This is a genomic window from Actinosynnema sp. NPDC049800 (assembly GCF_040656635.1).
Lineage (GTDB): Bacteria > Actinomycetota > Actinomycetes > Mycobacteriales > Pseudonocardiaceae > Actinosynnema.
Genome location: NZ_JBFAMT010000001.1, coordinates 242,937 through 258,489, shown reverse-complemented (window position 1 = coordinate 258,489; position 15,553 = coordinate 242,937). Strand labels below are relative to the sequence as shown.

General features: G+C 73.6%; 16 protein-coding genes. 10 read left to right on the top strand and 6 right to left on the bottom strand.

Annotated elements, in window-relative coordinates; genetic code table 11:
- The first annotated feature begins 450 nt into the window (after positions 1-450).
- From AB0I91_RS01205 to AB0I91_RS01195, 3 genes are all read left to right on the top strand, one after another.
- Positions 451-981 (top strand): hypothetical protein, encoded by a 531-nt coding sequence (locus AB0I91_RS01205; protein ID WP_498772260.1) that lies wholly within the window; start codon positions 451-453, stop codon positions 979-981.
- Positions 982-1,100: 119 nt separating this feature from the next.
- Positions 1,101-2,720 (top strand): tannase/feruloyl esterase family alpha/beta hydrolase, encoded by a 1,620-nt coding sequence (locus AB0I91_RS01200; RefSeq protein WP_498772262.1) that lies wholly within the window; start codon positions 1,101-1,103, stop codon positions 2,718-2,720.
- A gap of 121 nt (positions 2,721-2,841) precedes the next feature.
- Complete coding sequence (locus AB0I91_RS01195; RefSeq protein ID WP_498772264.1) at positions 2,842-3,198, top strand: DUF6292 family protein; 357 nt, start codon at positions 2,842-2,844, stop codon at positions 3,196-3,198.
- Here AB0I91_RS01195 and AB0I91_RS01190 read toward each other — a convergent pair.
- Both AB0I91_RS01190 and AB0I91_RS01185 read right to left on the bottom strand, forming a co-directional pair.
- Complete coding sequence (locus tag AB0I91_RS01190) at positions 3,195-3,764, bottom strand: hypothetical protein (protein ID WP_498772266.1); 570 nt, start codon at positions 3,762-3,764, stop codon at positions 3,195-3,197. The two genes, AB0I91_RS01195 and AB0I91_RS01190, sit on opposite strands and share 4 nt — an antisense overlap.
- Positions 3,765-3,770: 6 nt before the next feature.
- Complete coding sequence (locus AB0I91_RS01185) at positions 3,771-4,931, bottom strand: L-histidine N(alpha)-methyltransferase (protein ID WP_498772268.1); 1,161 nt, start codon at positions 4,929-4,931, stop codon at positions 3,771-3,773.
- 178 nt (positions 4,932-5,109) lie between these two features.
- Here AB0I91_RS01185 and AB0I91_RS01180 point away from each other — a divergent pair, with 178 nt between their 5' ends.
- Positions 5,110-8,136 carry an AfsR/SARP family transcriptional regulator gene (locus AB0I91_RS01180; protein ID WP_499634548.1) on the top strand — a complete coding sequence of 1,009 codons (3,027 nt, stop codon included), beginning with the start codon at positions 5,110-5,112 and terminating at the stop codon, positions 8,134-8,136.
- Between the two features lie 119 nt (positions 8,137-8,255).
- Here the strand turns inward: AB0I91_RS01180 and AB0I91_RS01175 are convergent, their stop codons facing one another.
- Both AB0I91_RS01175 and AB0I91_RS01170 read right to left on the bottom strand, forming a co-directional pair.
- A complete protein-coding gene (locus AB0I91_RS01175; protein WP_498772272.1) occupies positions 8,256-8,435 on the bottom strand; it encodes a hypothetical protein in 180 nt (59 codons plus the stop codon).
- A 145-nt stretch (positions 8,436-8,580) separates the two neighbouring features.
- Positions 8,581-8,952 (bottom strand): ArsR/SmtB family transcription factor, encoded by a 372-nt coding sequence (locus AB0I91_RS01170; RefSeq protein ID WP_498772274.1) that lies wholly within the window; start codon positions 8,950-8,952, stop codon positions 8,581-8,583.
- Between the two features lie 87 nt (positions 8,953-9,039).
- On the opposite strand from AB0I91_RS01170, the gene AB0I91_RS01165 reads away from it, so the two are divergent.
- Together AB0I91_RS01165 and AB0I91_RS01160 are read left to right on the top strand one after the other, a co-directional pair.
- On the top strand, positions 9,040-9,990 hold the full coding sequence (locus tag AB0I91_RS01165) for a cation diffusion facilitator family transporter (protein ID WP_498772276.1): 951 nt from the start codon (positions 9,040-9,042) through the stop codon (positions 9,988-9,990).
- A 115-nt stretch (positions 9,991-10,105) separates the two neighbouring features.
- A complete protein-coding gene (locus tag AB0I91_RS01160; RefSeq protein ID WP_498772278.1) occupies positions 10,106-10,768 on the top strand; it encodes a hypothetical protein in 663 nt (220 codons plus the stop codon).
- Positions 10,769-10,816: 48 nt separating this feature from the next.
- Here the strand turns inward: AB0I91_RS01160 and AB0I91_RS01155 are convergent, their stop codons facing one another.
- Complete coding sequence (locus AB0I91_RS01155; RefSeq protein ID WP_499634544.1) at positions 10,817-11,089, bottom strand: hypothetical protein; 273 nt, start codon at positions 11,087-11,089, stop codon at positions 10,817-10,819.
- A 29-nt stretch (positions 11,090-11,118) separates the two neighbouring features.
- Positions 11,119-11,508, bottom strand: coding sequence for a MerR family transcriptional regulator (locus AB0I91_RS01150; protein ID WP_498772282.1), 390 nt, complete (start codon positions 11,506-11,508; stop codon positions 11,119-11,121).
- A gap of 131 nt (positions 11,509-11,639) precedes the next feature.
- Between AB0I91_RS01150 and AB0I91_RS01145 the strand changes: the two genes are divergently transcribed.
- The 4 genes from AB0I91_RS01145 (at position 11,640) to AB0I91_RS01130 (ending at position 15,468) form a co-directional block, all read left to right on the top strand.
- Entirely contained in the window at positions 11,640-12,941 is a 1,302-nt protein-coding gene (locus AB0I91_RS01145; RefSeq protein ID WP_498772284.1) for a hemolysin family protein, read from the top strand.
- Complete coding sequence (locus AB0I91_RS01140; protein WP_498772286.1) at positions 12,938-13,975, top strand: hemolysin family protein; 1,038 nt, start codon at positions 12,938-12,940, stop codon at positions 13,973-13,975. Before AB0I91_RS01145 ends, AB0I91_RS01140 begins: the two co-directional genes overlap by 4 nt.
- A 25-nt stretch (positions 13,976-14,000) precedes the next feature.
- Entirely contained in the window at positions 14,001-14,945 is a 945-nt protein-coding gene (locus AB0I91_RS01135; protein ID WP_498772288.1) for a sporulation protein, read from the top strand.
- Between the two features lie 94 nt (positions 14,946-15,039).
- Positions 15,040-15,468 carry a hypothetical protein gene (locus AB0I91_RS01130; protein WP_499634542.1) on the top strand — a complete coding sequence of 143 codons (429 nt, stop codon included), beginning with the start codon at positions 15,040-15,042 and terminating at the stop codon, positions 15,466-15,468.
- Positions 15,469-15,553: the final 85 nt, after the last annotated feature.

Genomic DNA, 15,553 nt, shown 5'->3' with positions numbered 1-15,553 from the left:
CCTCGACTTGCCGGGGTCGGTGCCTGATGTCGGGCCGCCGGCCGGTGACCCGCTCCCGCCGCGATCGCCACACGCAGTAGTGACGGCCAGTGCGGCGATCACGACCGCGACGAGCCCCCTGCTTCGATACCCCATGGTGCCGGAACGTAGCGTCGCGAAGCGGGCGAGCGTGTCAGGCGTTCGCCCTACACACGACCGAAGCCACGTCCGACGCGACGTCTTCGCCCACTGCCACCGCCACCGTCTACATTCGACACTCGGCTGCCGAACCCCTCGTGAGGTCCGTGTCGGGTGGGTTCGGGATGGCGGCGCGGTTCCGACTGCGCCGGCCGGTGGTCGTGGTGTGGCGGGGGTTGGTGGTGTTGGGCCTGTCCGTCGTCGGCAGGTGGGAGTTACCGTCGAAGCGGGTACCAGTGGGTGACAGGTGCCGGTCGTGGCGGAGGTGGTGGGATGGGGTCCGGTGGGTTGGTCGCCGCCGCCGCGTTGGCCGGTGTGGTTGCCGCTGGTGCCGGTGGGCTCGCGGCGCCTGGCGATCCGGACGAGATCTGGCGCGACACCGGGCTCCGGGTGGTCGACAGGGCGACCCGCGCTGACGACGAGTGCGTTTCCCACTCGTTCGGGCAGGTGCAGGAGTTGTTGAAGGCCGTGCCTTGCGTGGCCCTCGACCGGATGCTGTTCACCCTCACGGACGACAAGGGTGGGACGGCGGTCGTGTTCGTCGCCTGGGTCGAGTTCGACGACCGCGACCAGGCCCGCGAGTTCAAGCGGCTCGAGGACGTCCACGGCACCGGTGACCTCACGCCGCTGTCCGGTTCCCTCCTCCAGGTCGCCGACGTCCCGTTCACCGCGCACAACTACGACTCCGCGGTGCTCGACGGCGTCACGGTGGTGATCGCGGAGGTGGAGAACGTCGCCGGTGGGTTCACCTCCGCGTACCTGGACGACATCGCGGGCGTTGCGGTGCTCACACCCCGCCCCTGATCCGTTTCCCGTCCGTCAACGCCCCGAACAGGGGATACTCCGCACGCACGGGCTCGTGCCCGGCCGCCGTCGGACCCGGGATCCGATCGGTGCGCGCGTGATCGGCAGAATGGGCGGGGATGGAGGTGCGAGTGATCCGGTGGGGCGTGCTGGTCGGCATGGTGGTGGCGCTGGTGGCCGCCCTCGCCGCCGCGCCCGGCGAGCAGGGCGCGGTGATCCGGCCCGTGGCCGAGTGCGCGGACCTGGTGCGCGACTTCGAGCTCCCCGGCACGCGTGCGCACGTGACGCAGGCGGAAGCGGTGGGGGAGGGCCAGGAGGCGGCGCACTGCTCCGTGCTCGGGTACGTCGAGCCGGAGGTCCGGTTCCACCTGAAGCTGCCGATCACGACCTACACCGGCCGTTACCTCCAGTACGGCTGCGGCGGGTTCTGCGGCGAGCTCGTGTCGCCCTCGTTCCCCGACTGCGGACCGGAGGTCGGCGGCGTCGCGGTGGCCGCCACGGACGACGGGCACGTCGGTCGCGGCACGGTCAGGTCGGCCGACGGCAGGCCCGCCGCCGCCAACCAGGCGGCCCGCGACGACTTCGCCTTCCGCGCGCCGCACGTGGTCTCGATGGCCGCCAAGCGGGTCATCGAGGACTTCTACGGCGACCCGCCCTCGTTCTCCTACTTCGCCGGCTGCTCCAACGGCGGCCGGGAAGGGCTGCTGCTGGCCCAGCGCTACCCGCACGACTTCGACGGCGTCATCGCCGGCGCGCCCGCGAACTACCAGAGCCCGCTGGTGCTCTACCAGGCGTGGCTGGCCCGCACGAACACCGGCGCGGACGGCCTGCCGGTGCTCACCGCCGACCTGCTGCCCGTGCTGCACGACGCCGTCATGAAGCACTGCGACCGCATCGACGGCCTGGTGGACGACCAGATCGAGGACCCGCGCCGGTGCGACTACGACCCCGCGCCGTTGCTGTGCCCGGCGGCCGGCGGCAAGTGCCTCACGCCCGAGCAGCTCGACGTGGTGCGCAAGCTGTACGCGGGTCCGAAGGACGCCCGCGGCAAGCGGCTCTACCCGGCCGGGCAGGAACGCGGCTCCGAGCGGGCCTGGGTGGACTGGATCACCCCGACCACCAGCCCCCGCGCCGCCACGTTCTCCGCGCTGCTCGCGGACAACTTCCTCAAGCACATGGGCTTCCCGGTCGGCTCGCCCGGCTCGTCGCTGGCCGACGTCGAGTTCACCGCCGAGGAGTTCGCCCGGCTCAACGTCGAGGGCGTGCGCGGCAACGCGATGAGCCTCGACCTGGACGAGTTCCGCGCGGCGGGCGGCAAGCTGATCCTCTGGCACGGCTGGAGCGACCAGGGCGTTCCGCCGCGCGCCCTGCTCGACTACTACGAACGGCTGGCGCAGCGTGACGAGGACGTCCGCTCCTGGGCCAGGGTGTTCATGGTCCCCGGCATGTACCACTGCGGCGGCGGCAGCACGCTGAGCGGTTTCGACCCGATCCGCGAGCTGCTGGCGTGGGTGGAGCAGGGCACCGCGCCCGAGCGCGTCATCGCCACCGGCCGGGCGGGCGACGCGGTCCGCACCCGGCCGGTGTTCCCGTACCCGCTGACCGCCCGCTACGACGGCACCGGCAGCGTCGACGACGCGGCGAACTTCGTGGCCGCCCCTCCGGCGGAGCCCACCCGGGACGCGGTCGACTGGGTGGGCGCCTACCTGTACGAAAAGCCTGGTCCGGCCGCTCCCTGACGTCCCGGCGGCCAAACAATCCGGACGTCCGGGTTTTGAAACCGCACGATCGGGCTACCCCGGACCGCGCCGAGTGGTCGGCGCCGACCAGGGACGGCGGGGGCGGGGACGGTGGTGCGGGATGGACTGGGAATTCGATGACGACAGCGCGGTGCGCGCGGTGCTGGCCTACGTCTCGGACGTGACGCGGGCGCTCGGTCTCAGCGGCGAGTGCTCGTGCGTGCAGTCCGACGGTTCCCGCCTGGGCGCCTACCTCGCGCTCGACGGCCACCTGCCCGGCTTCGCCGACCGCGACGTGGCGCTGCTGTGGGACGAGGACCGCGGCTGGTCGGTCGCGGTGGAGACCGACAGCGCCGAGCCGCCGTTCGTGCTCGCCAGGCTGCGCGGCCCGGTCCGGCCGGAACCCGCCGTCGTGGCACGCTGGGTGGACGGGCTCGGCCTCGTGCTGGGCGACGGCGAGCTGCTGGCCGCGAGCTAGGGCAGCACCGGCCCGCCGAGGGTGGCCTGGGCCTCGTCGAGGAGCGTCCGAACGCCCTGGAAGAAGCTGCTGGCGCGGTGCAGCGCCGTGTGGAACTGCTCGGCCTTCTCGTCCGACGCGCTGGTGAACACCAGCATCTCGGTCAGCTCCAACCGCCGGTTCACCGACGCGACCGCCGTGCGCCACCGGTGCAGCAGGTCGATCAGCTCGGCGTCGCGGTGCGGGCTCAGCGCGCCGGACGACAGCGCGGAGTCCACCGCCGACTGCACCAGCCTCGGGTACACCCGCCGCCCGCGTGAGCTCGACGCGCTGAACGCCTCGCCGTCGAGCGTCTCCCGGTTGCGGGCCATCTCCAGCCGGATCGACTCGATCGCCTGGTTGCGCTGCTCGCGCTGCGAGGCCCACCGCTCGGCGAAGATGCCGGTGATGCCCGCGAGCAGCGCCAACGAGTTCACCGCCGGTTCCCACCGCTCGCCCGGCGGCGACACGACGAACCAGCTCACGCCCAGCGCCATCGCCACCGCGAGCGCGCCGAACGTGAGGGCCGTGATCGCGATCCGGGTCATCGGGGGTCAGTTCCCCCAGATGACGTCGGCCACGTTGTCGTCCGTCCTCGGCGCGGGCACGGGCTCGCCGGGCGCGAGCAGCAGCAGGTCCATGCCGAAGCCCTGCGACGAGCGCGGCACGCCGAAGTCGGAGTGCGTGCCGGTGACCTTGCGCATCCCGGCCTCGCGCACGATCCCGTCCAACGCCTTCCGCGCGTACTTGCGGGTCAGGTAGAGGCGGATGGTGTCCCGGTCGGGGAACGGCACCCGGTTGCGGTCGGGCAGCATCATCATGATGTCGCCGCCGGTCTGGTTCTGGTAGACGACCTTCACCGCCAACGCCCGGTCGCCCTCGACCGCGCCCCGGAACTGCACCGCGTCCACGTTGATCGTCAGGTCGGTGTTGTGCAGCAGCGAGCTGGTCACGAACTCGCGGTAGGCGCGGCTGCGCGCGTACTCCTCGACCGCGTCCTGCGCCAGGTCGTCGTTCAACGCCTCGGTGGTGGCGACCTCCAGCAGGAACAGGTCCTGCGGCCGGACCAGCGCGGTGAGGTTCGCGAGCAGCTCGTCGTCGTGGTCGAAGTTCGCCAGCGTGTTGCCCAGCAGCGAGTACAGCACCGGCTCGTCGCCGACCAGCCGGTGGATCAGCTCGCGCAGCTCGGCCAGGTTGTCGCGGAGGGAGAAGTCGAGCTGCACCGGCACCACCCGGTGCCCGCGCAGGCCGACGCGGTGCGTGGCCTCCTGCGTGCCGAGCCGCAGCATCTCCGAGCTCATGTCGACCGGCACGTAGAGCAGGCCGGGGTTGCGCTCCAGCAGGTGCTCCAGGACCAGCCGGTCCTTGTGCCCGGTGCCGACGCCGAAGCTGACGTGGTGGAAGCCCTCGCCGATCCGGCCGCGCACCCGGCCCCAGCGGCGGGTGAACGAGTCCAGGCTCTGCTTCATCACCAGGTAGAACGGGTCGGCGCAGGCGTGCGCCCAGGCGATCGTCGGCCCGATGCCCCAGTAGGCGTAGCCGGAGGCGATCTGCTTGCCGTCGCCGCTGGTCGACGGCTTGCCGAGCAGGTCGCTGGTCAGCGCGGCCAGCTTGTCGCGCTGGTCCTCGCCGACGAGCACCAGCGACCAGGCGAAGTCCGACTCGTCGATGGCCCTGGCCAGGTCGCCGACCAGCCGCCCGTCGCTCGCCGTCACTCGGCCTCCTCCGCTGTGGGTCCGCACGGTGAGCCTACCGATCACCACCGACAGTCACGTGCTTTTCGCCGCGGCGGGTGCGCGGGCGGTCGCGCGCGGCCCGGACGGCTGTCCGGGACAGCTCCGGACGGCCGGACAGCCTGTGTCCGGGCCGGATCTGTCGCTAGCTTCACTCGCCATGGGGGGCGCGGTGCGGTTGTCGGTCCTGGGTCCGGTCGAGGTGGCGCACGGGGATCGGGTGATCCCGGTGCCGGGCCCGCAGCTCCGGTGCGTGCTGGCGGTGCTGGCTTCGGAAGCCGGTCGCGTGCTGCCGGTGGCGCGGTTGGCGGAGGCGCTGTGGGACGTGCCGCCGCCGACCGCCCGCGGCACGCTCCAGGTGTACGTGTCGAGGCTGCGCAAGCTGCTCGGCGGGCTGGGCGTGGCGCTGGTCGGCACGGGCGGCGGCTACCGGCTCGACGTCGACCCGGTGGACGTCGACCTGCACCGGTTCCGGGAGGGCGTGGCCCGGGCGCGGGCCACGGCGGACGTGGCGGTGCGGCGGCGGCTGCTCGCGACGGCGCTGGGGGAGTGGCGCGGCGCGCCGTTGGCGGACACGGCGGACGGCCCGCTGCGCAACCGCCTGGTGGTCGCGCTGGCCGAGGAGAGGCTGGCCGCGCTGGAGGACCGGCTGGAGGCGGACTTGGAGCTGGGGCGGCACCACGACGTGGTCGGGGACCTGACCGCGCTGGCCGCCGAGCACCCCGGCCGGGAACGCGTGGCCGGCGCCCTGATGCTCGCCCTGCACCGCTGCGGGCGGCGGGTGGAGGCGCTGGAGGTCTACCGGCGGTTGCGCGGGCTGCTGATCGAGCAGGCGGGCGTCGAACCGGGCGCGGACCTGCGCCACCTGCACCAACGGCTGCTGGCCGACGCCGACACCCCGGCCCCCGCCACCACGCCGACACCTCGCCAGCTGCCTCCGGCCGGTGACCTGGTCGCGAGGGAGGGCTACCTGGCCGGGTTGGACGCCCTGCTCGCCTCGCAGGCGGCGGCTCGGGCGGGGGACGGGCCGCTCGCGGCGGTTGCCGGTGGGGCGGCGGTGAGCCCGAGGGCGGGGTCGGGCGCTGGTCCGGTGGTGGGGGATGGGTTCGCCGGGCCCGTCGTGGTCGCGCTCGTCGGCACGCCCGGTGTCGGCAAGACCGCCCTCGCGCTGCGCTGGGCGCACCGCGTCGCCGAGCGGTTCCCCGACGGGCAGCTCTACGCCGACCTCGGCGGGCACGGGGAAGGCGAGCCGGCGTTGCCGCGGGCCGTGCTGGGCGAGTTCCTGCGCGCGTTGGGCGTGCACCGCGACCACGTGCCGGAGAGCGAAGCCGAGCGCTCGGCGCTGTGCCGGTCCCTGCTCGCCGACCGCCGCGTCCTCCTGGTCCTGGACAACGCCCGCTCCGCCGAGCAGGTCCGGCCGCTGCTGCCCGGCGCGCCCGGCTGCGCCGTCGTGGTCACCAGCCGCGCGGAGCTCGCCGGCCTCGCCGCCCGCGACAACGCGCACCCGGTCGCCGTCGTGCCGCTGTCGGCCGACGACGGCGTGGCGCTGCTGCGCGGTGTGCTCGGCCGACGCGTGGACGTCGAACCGGCCGCCGCCGCACGGCTGGTCGACCTGTGCGGCGGGCTGCCGCTGGCGTTGCGGGTCGTGGCGCACCGGGCCGTGCGCCGACCTTCGGTGACGTTGACCGCGCTGGCCGCGCAGCTGGCCGACGAGACCAGGCGGATCGACCTGCTCTCGCCCCCGGACGACCCGTCCGCCGCGGTGCGCGCCGTCTTCTCCTGGTCCTACCGGGCACTGACACCCGACGTGGCGCGCGTGTTCCGGCTGCTGGGCGCGTTACCCGGCGCGGACTTCGACGTCGAGGCCGCCGCCGCGGCCACCGGGTCGGACGTCCACCGCCCGCTCGCCGTGCTCGCCTCCGGCCACCTGGTCGAGGAGGTCGGGCTCGACCGCTACCGGCTGCACGACCTGCTGCGCGTGTACGCCGCCGAGTTGGCCGACCCCGACGAGCGCGACGCCGCCGTCGTCCGGGTGCTCGACTGGTACCTGGACCGGGCGGCGGCAGCGGTGGCCGCGGTCGAGACCGACGCGGGCGCCGGCGACCGCGACACCGCCGCGCGGTGGCTGGACGACGAGCGCCGCAACCTCGTCGCGGCCACCCGCCTCGCCGCCGCCTCCGGCCGGCACGAGCACGCCTGGCGCCTGCCGAACGCGTTGTGGCGGCACTGGTTCACCCTCGGCCTGCTGGACGACTGGACCGCCACCCACGAGGTCGCCCTGACGTCCGCGCGCGCCCTCGGCGACATCCGGGCACAGGCCGAGACGCTCAACGCGCTCGGCGTCGCCCACCAGACCTCCCAGCGGCACACCGACGCGGTGGACGCCTACGAGCAGGCGTCGGCGCTGTGGGAAGAACTCGGCGACCACGCGGGCGCGGCGCGGACGTCGACCAACATCGCCGTCGTGCACTACCTGGCCGGGCGCTACCGGGACGCGGTCGAGCAGGGCGAGCGGGCGCTGGCGCTGCGGCTCGGCCAGGACGACGCGTTCGGCGAGGCGGTCGCGCACACCGCGCTCGGCGGCTTCCACCTCCGGCTCGGCGACCCGGTCCGCGCGCTCGACCACGGGCAGCGGGCGCTGACCGTGTTCGAGAAGCTGGCCAACCGGTTCGGCGTCGCCGCCGCCACCCTCAACCTCGGGCACGTGCACCGGCAGGCGGGCGAACCCGACCGCGCGACCGCGCACTACCGCGACGCCCTGGTCCGGTTCCGCGAGCTCGGCGACCAGCGGCACGAGGGCGAGGCGTTGTGCGGGCTGGGCTCGGTGCACCTGGCGCGCGGCGGGCTCAGCCAGGCCCGCGACCACCTCGACGCGGCGTTGGCGGTCGGCGTGGTGGCCGACGACGTGCCGTTGCTCGGCGAGGTCCGGTACCAGCTGGGGCTGCTGCGCCTGGCGACCGGCGAGCCGGAACTGGCGTTGCGGCACTTCGAGCACGCCCGGCGGGCCGGCGGCCGGTACGAGCGGGCGCGCGGGCACCACGGGGTGGCGCGGGCGGAGTGCGCCGCCGGGCGGCACGGCGAGGCGGTGCGGTCGTGGCGCGCGGCGGCGGAGGGGTTCGCCGCGCTCGGCGTGCCGGACCGGGCGGTGCCGGACTGCGCGGTGTGCGCGGCGCGCGTCAGGTCGTGACGCGGGCCGTCACGCCCTCGTCCGGCGGGCGTCGGTCATCGGCAGGTTCCCTTGCACCGCAACGAGAACGGGGCCGCGGGCTGCTGCCCGCGGCCCCGTCGGGGGACTGCTGCCGCGCGTCACCGGGCTACCGGCTCGAGGACGCGGCCCGAGGCGGTCAGGTGCTCCCAGGTCCGGCCGCGCTGGCTGGGCGGCGCTTCGCCGTCCGCCGTGCACGTCGGGTACACCAGGCCGTAGGGGACGGGTTGGTGGAAGAGGTCTCCGCTGCGGATGTCGATCAGGTCCCGCGACTGCGCCATCACAGCCTCCCGTCGCGGAGGGGAGAGGGGGAGGTGCCCATGATCCTGCTCCTCGTCGAACCGGGTGGGGACGCTTCGGATACCCGCTGAGCTGCACTGATAAGCCCGATTCGTTGCGACGTAAGGGTGAAACCGCCGGTGTCGCTCAGTGCTGGTGGTGCGCGACCTCCTGCTCGGCGTCGTCGGCGGGCGGGATGCCGCGGTCGACGTGGTCGGCGTGGAAGAGCGCTTGCGCCAGAAGGGATTTCACGTGGTCGTTGGCGGCCGAGTAGTAGACGAACGTCCCTTCCCGACGGCCCTTCACCAGACCCGCGAGGCGCAGCTTGGCCAGGTGCTGGCTGACCGCGGTCGGCGCGGCGCCCGCCAGCTCGGCGAGGCAGGCGACGGAGGACTCGCCCTGCAACAACGCCCAGAGCACCTTGATCCGGGTCGGGTCGGCGAGCAGGCGGAACGACTCGGCGGCCAGGTGGACCTGCTCGTCGTTGGGCATGTCGAAGTCCGACAACGCGGTGTGCATGGGGGTAAGCCTACTTGGTTGCGTATCTGCGTGACTGCGCAGGTATGCTGCCAACGTCCCAGTCAGAGGTCGACCAGAGGCGGAACGGTGACCGACAGAACGCACGGACATGGCCACGGGCACGGTCACGGCCACGGGCACCGCTCGGCGGACCGCGTGGACAGCGCCCTGGAGAGCAGCAGGCGCGGGATGCGGGCGCTGGTCGTCTCGTTCGTGGCGCTGTTCGCCACGGCGGTCGTCCAGGCGGTGCTGGTGCTGGTCACGGGCTCGGTCGCACTATTGGGCGACACCGTGCACAACTTCGCCGACGCCCTCACGTCCGTGCCGCTGGCCATCGCGTTCGTGCTGGGCCGCCGGGCCGCGTCCCGCCGGTTCACCTACGGCCTCGGTCGCGCGGAAGACCTCGCCGGCGTCGCGATCGTGCTGGTGATCGCCGCCTCGGCGGTGTACGCCGGGTACGAGTCGGTGCGCGGACTGCTCGACCCGCAGCCGGTGCGGCACCTCTGGGTCGTGGCGGCGGCGGGCGTGGTCGGGTTCCTCGGCAACGAACTGGTCGCCCGCTACCGCATGCGCGTCGGCCGGGACATCGGCTCGGCCGCGCTGGTGGCCGACGGCCTGCACGCCCGCACCGACGGCTTCACCTCGCTGGCCGTCGTGCTGGGCGGCGCCGGCGTGGCACTCGGCTTCCCCGCCGCCGACCCGCTCGTCGGCCTCGGCATGACGGTCGCCATCCTGGTCGTCCTGCGCGACGCGGCCGGCGAGGTCTTCGGCCGGCTGCTCGACGCGGTCGACCCGGCGTCGGTGGACCTGGCCGAACGCGCCGCCGCGCAGGTCGACGGCGTGGTGCGGGCCGACCGGGTGCGGATGCGCTGGACCGGGCACGTGCTGCGGGCGGAGCTGGCGATCGCGGTGGACGCGGGGCTGAGCGTCGAGCAGGGCCACCGCATCGCGCACGAGGTCGAGCACCACCTCAAGCGCGCCGTGCCGCGCCTGACCGCCGTCACCGTGCACACCGAGCCCGCGACGGGTGGGGCCTGACTGCCGCCGGTCGAGGTGGGGACCATATAACCGGCTGAACACCTACCACTAAACCACTTCTGACCAGCAAAAACAAGACTTGTGCGCGCCATCGGGAGCCGTCACCCTTGCCACCATGAGGTGGGGACCTTCTGGTGAACTCAGCACTGTCCTGTGGATCGGCGGCGCGCAGTGGTCGGGCAAGTCGACCGTCGCCTGGCTCTTGTCGCGCCGATTCGGACTGACCGCCTACCACTACGACTTCCACGACGCCCGGGGCCACTACGACCGCGCCCTGGCGCAGGCCGGTCGCTACCCGCACCGGCACGCGTGGCAGACCCTCCAGGCGCACGACCCCGACACGACGTGGGTGCGGCCGTCGCCGCAGGAGATGGCCGAGCACAGCAAGCACAGCCACGCCGAGCGCTTCGGCATGGTGCTCGACGACCTGCGCGCCCTGTCCAGCGGCCGTCCGCTCGTCGCCGAGGGGTGGGGCCTGCGGCCGGAGCTCGTCGCGCCGCTGCTCGCCGACCCGCGCCAGGCCGTGTTCCTGGTGCCGACCGAGGCGTTCCGGCAACGGCAGCTGCGCGAACTGCCCAGGGCCGCCAAGGTGTCGGTCGCGGTGAGCGACCCGGAACGGGCGCAGGCCAACCGCCTCGAACGGGACCGCCTCCTGGCCGAGGACGTGGTCGACCGGGCGCGGGAGCACGGCCTGCGGGTGATCGAGGTCGACGGCCGGCTCAGCGTCGGCGGCCTGACCACCGTCGTGGCCGAGCACTTCGCCCCCTGGTTGGGCTGATCGGCTCCGTCATCGACCCCGCCGCCCGCGCGGCGGGGTCCACGGCGGCTACCCGAACACGAGTGCGGCCCACGGCACGATCACCAAGACCACCACGACGAACGTGATCAGCACCGCGATCCACACCAGGGTGCGGCGGATCGAGTGCAGGAGCACCACCGCCTCGGTCGTCGCCTGGGCGTGCGCGTCCTCGACCGTCCGGCTGTGGCGGATGCGGTGCAGCGACGCCTTGACCGAGTGGTGCTTCCAGGTGGGCGCGGTGCTGGGCGTTTCGTGCGCCGAGATGTACGGCTGGAATGGGCCGGGTTCCGGCGTGGTCACGACAGGCCTCCTGAAACGGGTCTCGGGTCTCAAGGCAGGGGAGGCATCTCCAGCGCCAGCGTGATCAACGAGTGCACGCGGTTCGCGATGGCCGTCAGCACGCCGTGCGCCTCCGGCGAGGCCGATTCCGCCGCCGTGTGCAACGCGCGCAGGTCCTCGCCGATCCGGTCCAGGATGGGGCCGACGTCGGCCTGCCGCGTGGTGAACGCGGTCGCGATCTCCTCCAGCGGCACGCCCTGCACCTCCAGCCGCCGCACGAGGTGGATGCGCTCCACGTCACCGGGCCCGTAGAGCCGGTAGTTGCCCGCCGTGCGCCGCGCGGGGGAGAGCAGCCCCAGGCTCGTGTAGTAGTCGACGGTGCGGATGCTGACGCCGGCGCGCGCGGCCAGCTCGCCGATCTTGAGCAGCACCTCCGCCACCGCTCACCTCCCGCGCACGTGACCTCGACCGATTCCACCCAAACCATACAGTGTCACGTGCTAGTGTGAGGTATGTCCGATGAAGGCTGCAGTAACCGGCCGGGTCAGGCCCGGCTGAACGACTCCGCGCCATGTTGATCCTCGCCGGCACGCTGGCGATCGTGCTGCTCACCACCGCCACCGGTTACTTCGTGGCCCAGGAGTTCGCCTACCTGGCCGTGGACCGGGGCCGCCTGCGCCAGCAGGCCGAGGACGGCGACAAGGCCGCCGACCGCGCCTACCGCGTCACGCAACGCCTCTCCTTCATGCTCTCCGGCGCCCAGTTCGGCATCACGGTGACCGCGCTGCTCGCCGGTTACGTCGCCGAACCCCTGTTGGGCGAGGGCCTGGCCGCCGTCCTCGGCGAGGAGAGCACGGGCCTGTCGCCCGCGTTGACCGTGCCGCTGTCGATGGCCGTCGCGCTCACGTTCGCGACCGCGGTCCAGATGGTGCTCGGCGAGCTGTTCCCCAAGAACCTCGCCATCGCGAAACCGGACGCCCTCGCCAAGGCGCTGAGCGCGTCCACCCTGGCCTACCTCAAGGTCACCGGCCCGGTGATCAGGCTGTTCGACGCGGCGGCGAACCGGCTGCTGCGCGCGGTCGGCATCGAGCCGGTCGAGGAGCTGCCGCAGGGCGCCACCCCGGACGACCTCAGGCAGATCATCGGCGAGGCGCAGGCGCTGGGCCACCTCGACCCGGAGCTGTCCCGCCTGCTCGACCGCGGCCTCGACTTCCGCGGCCTCGCCGCCGACCAGGCCATGACGCCGCGCGTCTCGGTGCGCGCCGTCCGCGCCGACGAGCCGGTGACGCGCGTGGTCGAGCTGCTGGACACCGGCCACTCCCGCTTCCCCGTCGTCGGCGACGGGCTGGACGACCTGCGCGGCGTGGTCGGGTTGGCCGAGGTGCTGACCGTCGCGCCCGAGGACCGCGCCACCACACCGGTGGGTGAGATCGCGTCACCCGCTCTGGTGGTGCCGTCGACGTTGCCGCTGCCCGCCGTGCTGGAACGGCTCCGCCTCGAACGCCGCCAGCTGGCGTGCGTGGTGGACGAGTTCGGCGGCTTCGCGGGCGTGGTGTCGTTGGAGGACCTGGCCGAGGAGCTGGTCGGCGAGATCCACGACGAGGACGACGTGGTGCGCGACACCGTGGAGCGGCGCGCCGACGGGTGGGAGGTGCCGGGCCGGCTGCGGATCGACGAGATCGCCGACGCCACCGGCATCGAGCTGCCCGCGCACGACAGCTACGACACGGTCTCCGGCCTGGTGCTGCACCGGCTCGGCCGGACGCCCGACGTGGGCGACGAGGTGGCGACCGGCGCCGTCCGCGTGCGGGTCACGGCCGTGGCGCGGCACGTGCCCAGCCGGGTCCTGCTCACCACGGGGGTGCCGCGATGAGCACCACCTGGTCGTTGCTCCTGTCGGTGTTCCTGTTGGCGGCCAACGCGTTCTTCGTCGCCGCCGAGTTCGCCCTGATGGCGGCGAAGCGGCACCGCCTGGAGGAAGCCGCCGAGACGAGCCGCGCGGCGCGCGCCGCGTTGGCGGGCGTGCGGGAGCTGTCGCTGATGCTCGCCGGCGCGCAGCTCGGCATCACGCTGTGCACGCTGGGGTTGGGCGCGTTGGCGAAGCCCGCCGTGGCGGACCTGCTCGACCCGCTGCTGCTCGCGGTCGGCCTGCCGGCCGGCGTGTCGTACGCGGTCTCGTTCACGATCAGCCTGGTGCTGGTGGTGTTCCTGCACATGGTGCTCGGCGAGATGGCGCCGAAGTCGTGGGCGATCAGCCACCCCGAGCGGTCGGCGCTGCTGCTGGCGATGCCGTTCCGGGTGTTCGCGCACGCCGTGCGCCGGCTGCTGAGCGGCCTGAACACCACCACGAACGCGTTGCTGCTCCTGGTGAAGGTGCAGCCGAAGGACGAGCTGACCCGCGAGCACCACCCCGACGACGTGCGGATGCTCGTGCGGCAGTCCGCCGAGCACGGCCTGATCCCGGAGGGCCAGCGGCGGCTGCTGACCCGGATGCTCCAGCTCCAGCAGACCACCGTGGCGCAGGTGATGGTGCCGGTGGAGCACACCGTCACCGTCGCCGAGCACCTCGGCGCGCGGGCGATCGAGGACCGCAGCCGCGCGTGCGGGCGCTCGCGGTTCCCGGTGACCGACGCCGACGGGCGGTTCGTCGGCCTGGTGCACATCCGCGAGGCCGTGCGGGCGACCGCCGCCGGCGCCGACACCCCGGCCCGCGACCTGATGACGACGCCGTTGACGTTGCCCGCCGAACTGCCGGTCGCCGGCGCGGTGACGAGGATGCGCGCGGAGCGGGCGCAGCTGGCGCTGGTGGCCGACGCGGAGGGCCGCGTCGTCGGCATCGCCGCGCTCGAAGACCTCCTCGAAGAGCTGATCGGCGACTTCGAGGACGAGACCGACCAACCGAACTGACCACGCCCCGGAGGGACACCACCCCATGTTCAAGCGGATGCTCAGCGCCTTCGGCGTCGGCGGACCGTCCGTCGACACCGTCCTCGACACGCCGCACGCCCAGCCCGGCCAGGTGATCACCGGGCAGGTGCGCATCCAGGGCGGCAGCAACGACGCCCGGATCGACCGGATCGTGCTGTCCCTCGTCACCCGGGTCGAGGTGGAGCACGGCGACCACGAGTACGGCGGCGTCTCCGAGTTCCTGCGCCTGGACGTGGCGCAGGACGTGCGGGTCTCGGCCGGTCAGCTGGTGGCGGTGCCGTTCCAGCTGCCGCTGCCGTGGGAGACCCCGATCACGGCGGTCGGCGGCCAGCCGCTGCCCGGCGTGACGGTGGGCGTGCGGACCGAGCTGGTGATCTCCGGCGCGCCCGACAAGGGCGACCTGGACCCGGTGCTGGTCGGGCCGCTGCCGTCGCAGGACCGGGTGCTCGACGCGTTCGGGCAGCTCGGCTTCCAGTTCCGCTCCGCCGACGTCGAGGCCGGCCGGATCCACGGCGTGCACCAGGAACTCGGCTTCTACCAGGAGATCGAGTTCTTCCCGCCGGCGCAGTTCGCGGGCCGGGTGAACCAGGTGGAGCTCACCTTCGTGACCAGCCCGCACGAGCTCGTCGTGGTGCTGGAGGCGGACAAGCGGGGCGGCGTGTTCTCCTCCGGCTCGGACGCCTTCGGCCGGTTCCACGCCTCGCACGCCGACGCGGTGAACACCGACTGGGCGGGCGCGATCGGCCAGTGGATGGCGCAGATCGCCGAACGCGGCGGCCACGCCGCCTACGGCCACCCGGGTCAGCACGGCCACCACGGTCACCACCGCGGGCCGGGCATGGGCGCGGTGGTCGGCGGTGTCGCGGCGGGCGTCGTCGGCGGCATGGTGCTCGGCGAGGTCGTCGACGAGGTGTTCGACGGCGGCGAGGACCTCGGCTTCGAGGAGTAGCTCCGATCGGGTGTGGTGGGGCGGCCTCCCCTCCGCTCCACCACACCGCTCTATCTCGCTCGACCCACGGCCCCCCGCACCGCAGGATGTGCGCATGGTCCCCACGCCGAAGCTGGTCGCGCTCCTGGCGGCCCTCGACACCGTCCCCTCCGAGGACGTGCCGGGCTGGGCCGCGCACTGGTTGATCGCGGGGTACGACGGTGACGGCCTGCGCGCGTTGGCCGGGCTCAGCGGCCAGGACCCTGGGGAAGTGCGCGACGTGCTGGCGGGAGCGCTGGCCGACTGCGGCGCGGCGATCCCGCCCGCCGACCTCGCCGCCGCCGCGCTCTCCTGCACCCGCGTCGCGCGGATGTTCGCCGACGGTCGCGCCGGGTCGCGGTGGGTGGCGCAGAAGGCCGCCGAGATCGTGGAGGACCTGTCCGCCGACGTCCGCGCGGCCCTGCCGATGGACCGGCTGACCGACGGGTCCGACGAGGCCGCGGTGTCCCGGGCCTGCGCGGACCAACTCGCCGCCTGGGGCTGATCGTCGGTCGTCCTTTGTGGACCGACGTGGCCCGCCGCGGGTCGGTCGCCTGCGGACCGCCGAAGGTTCGGGCAAAACAGCCGAT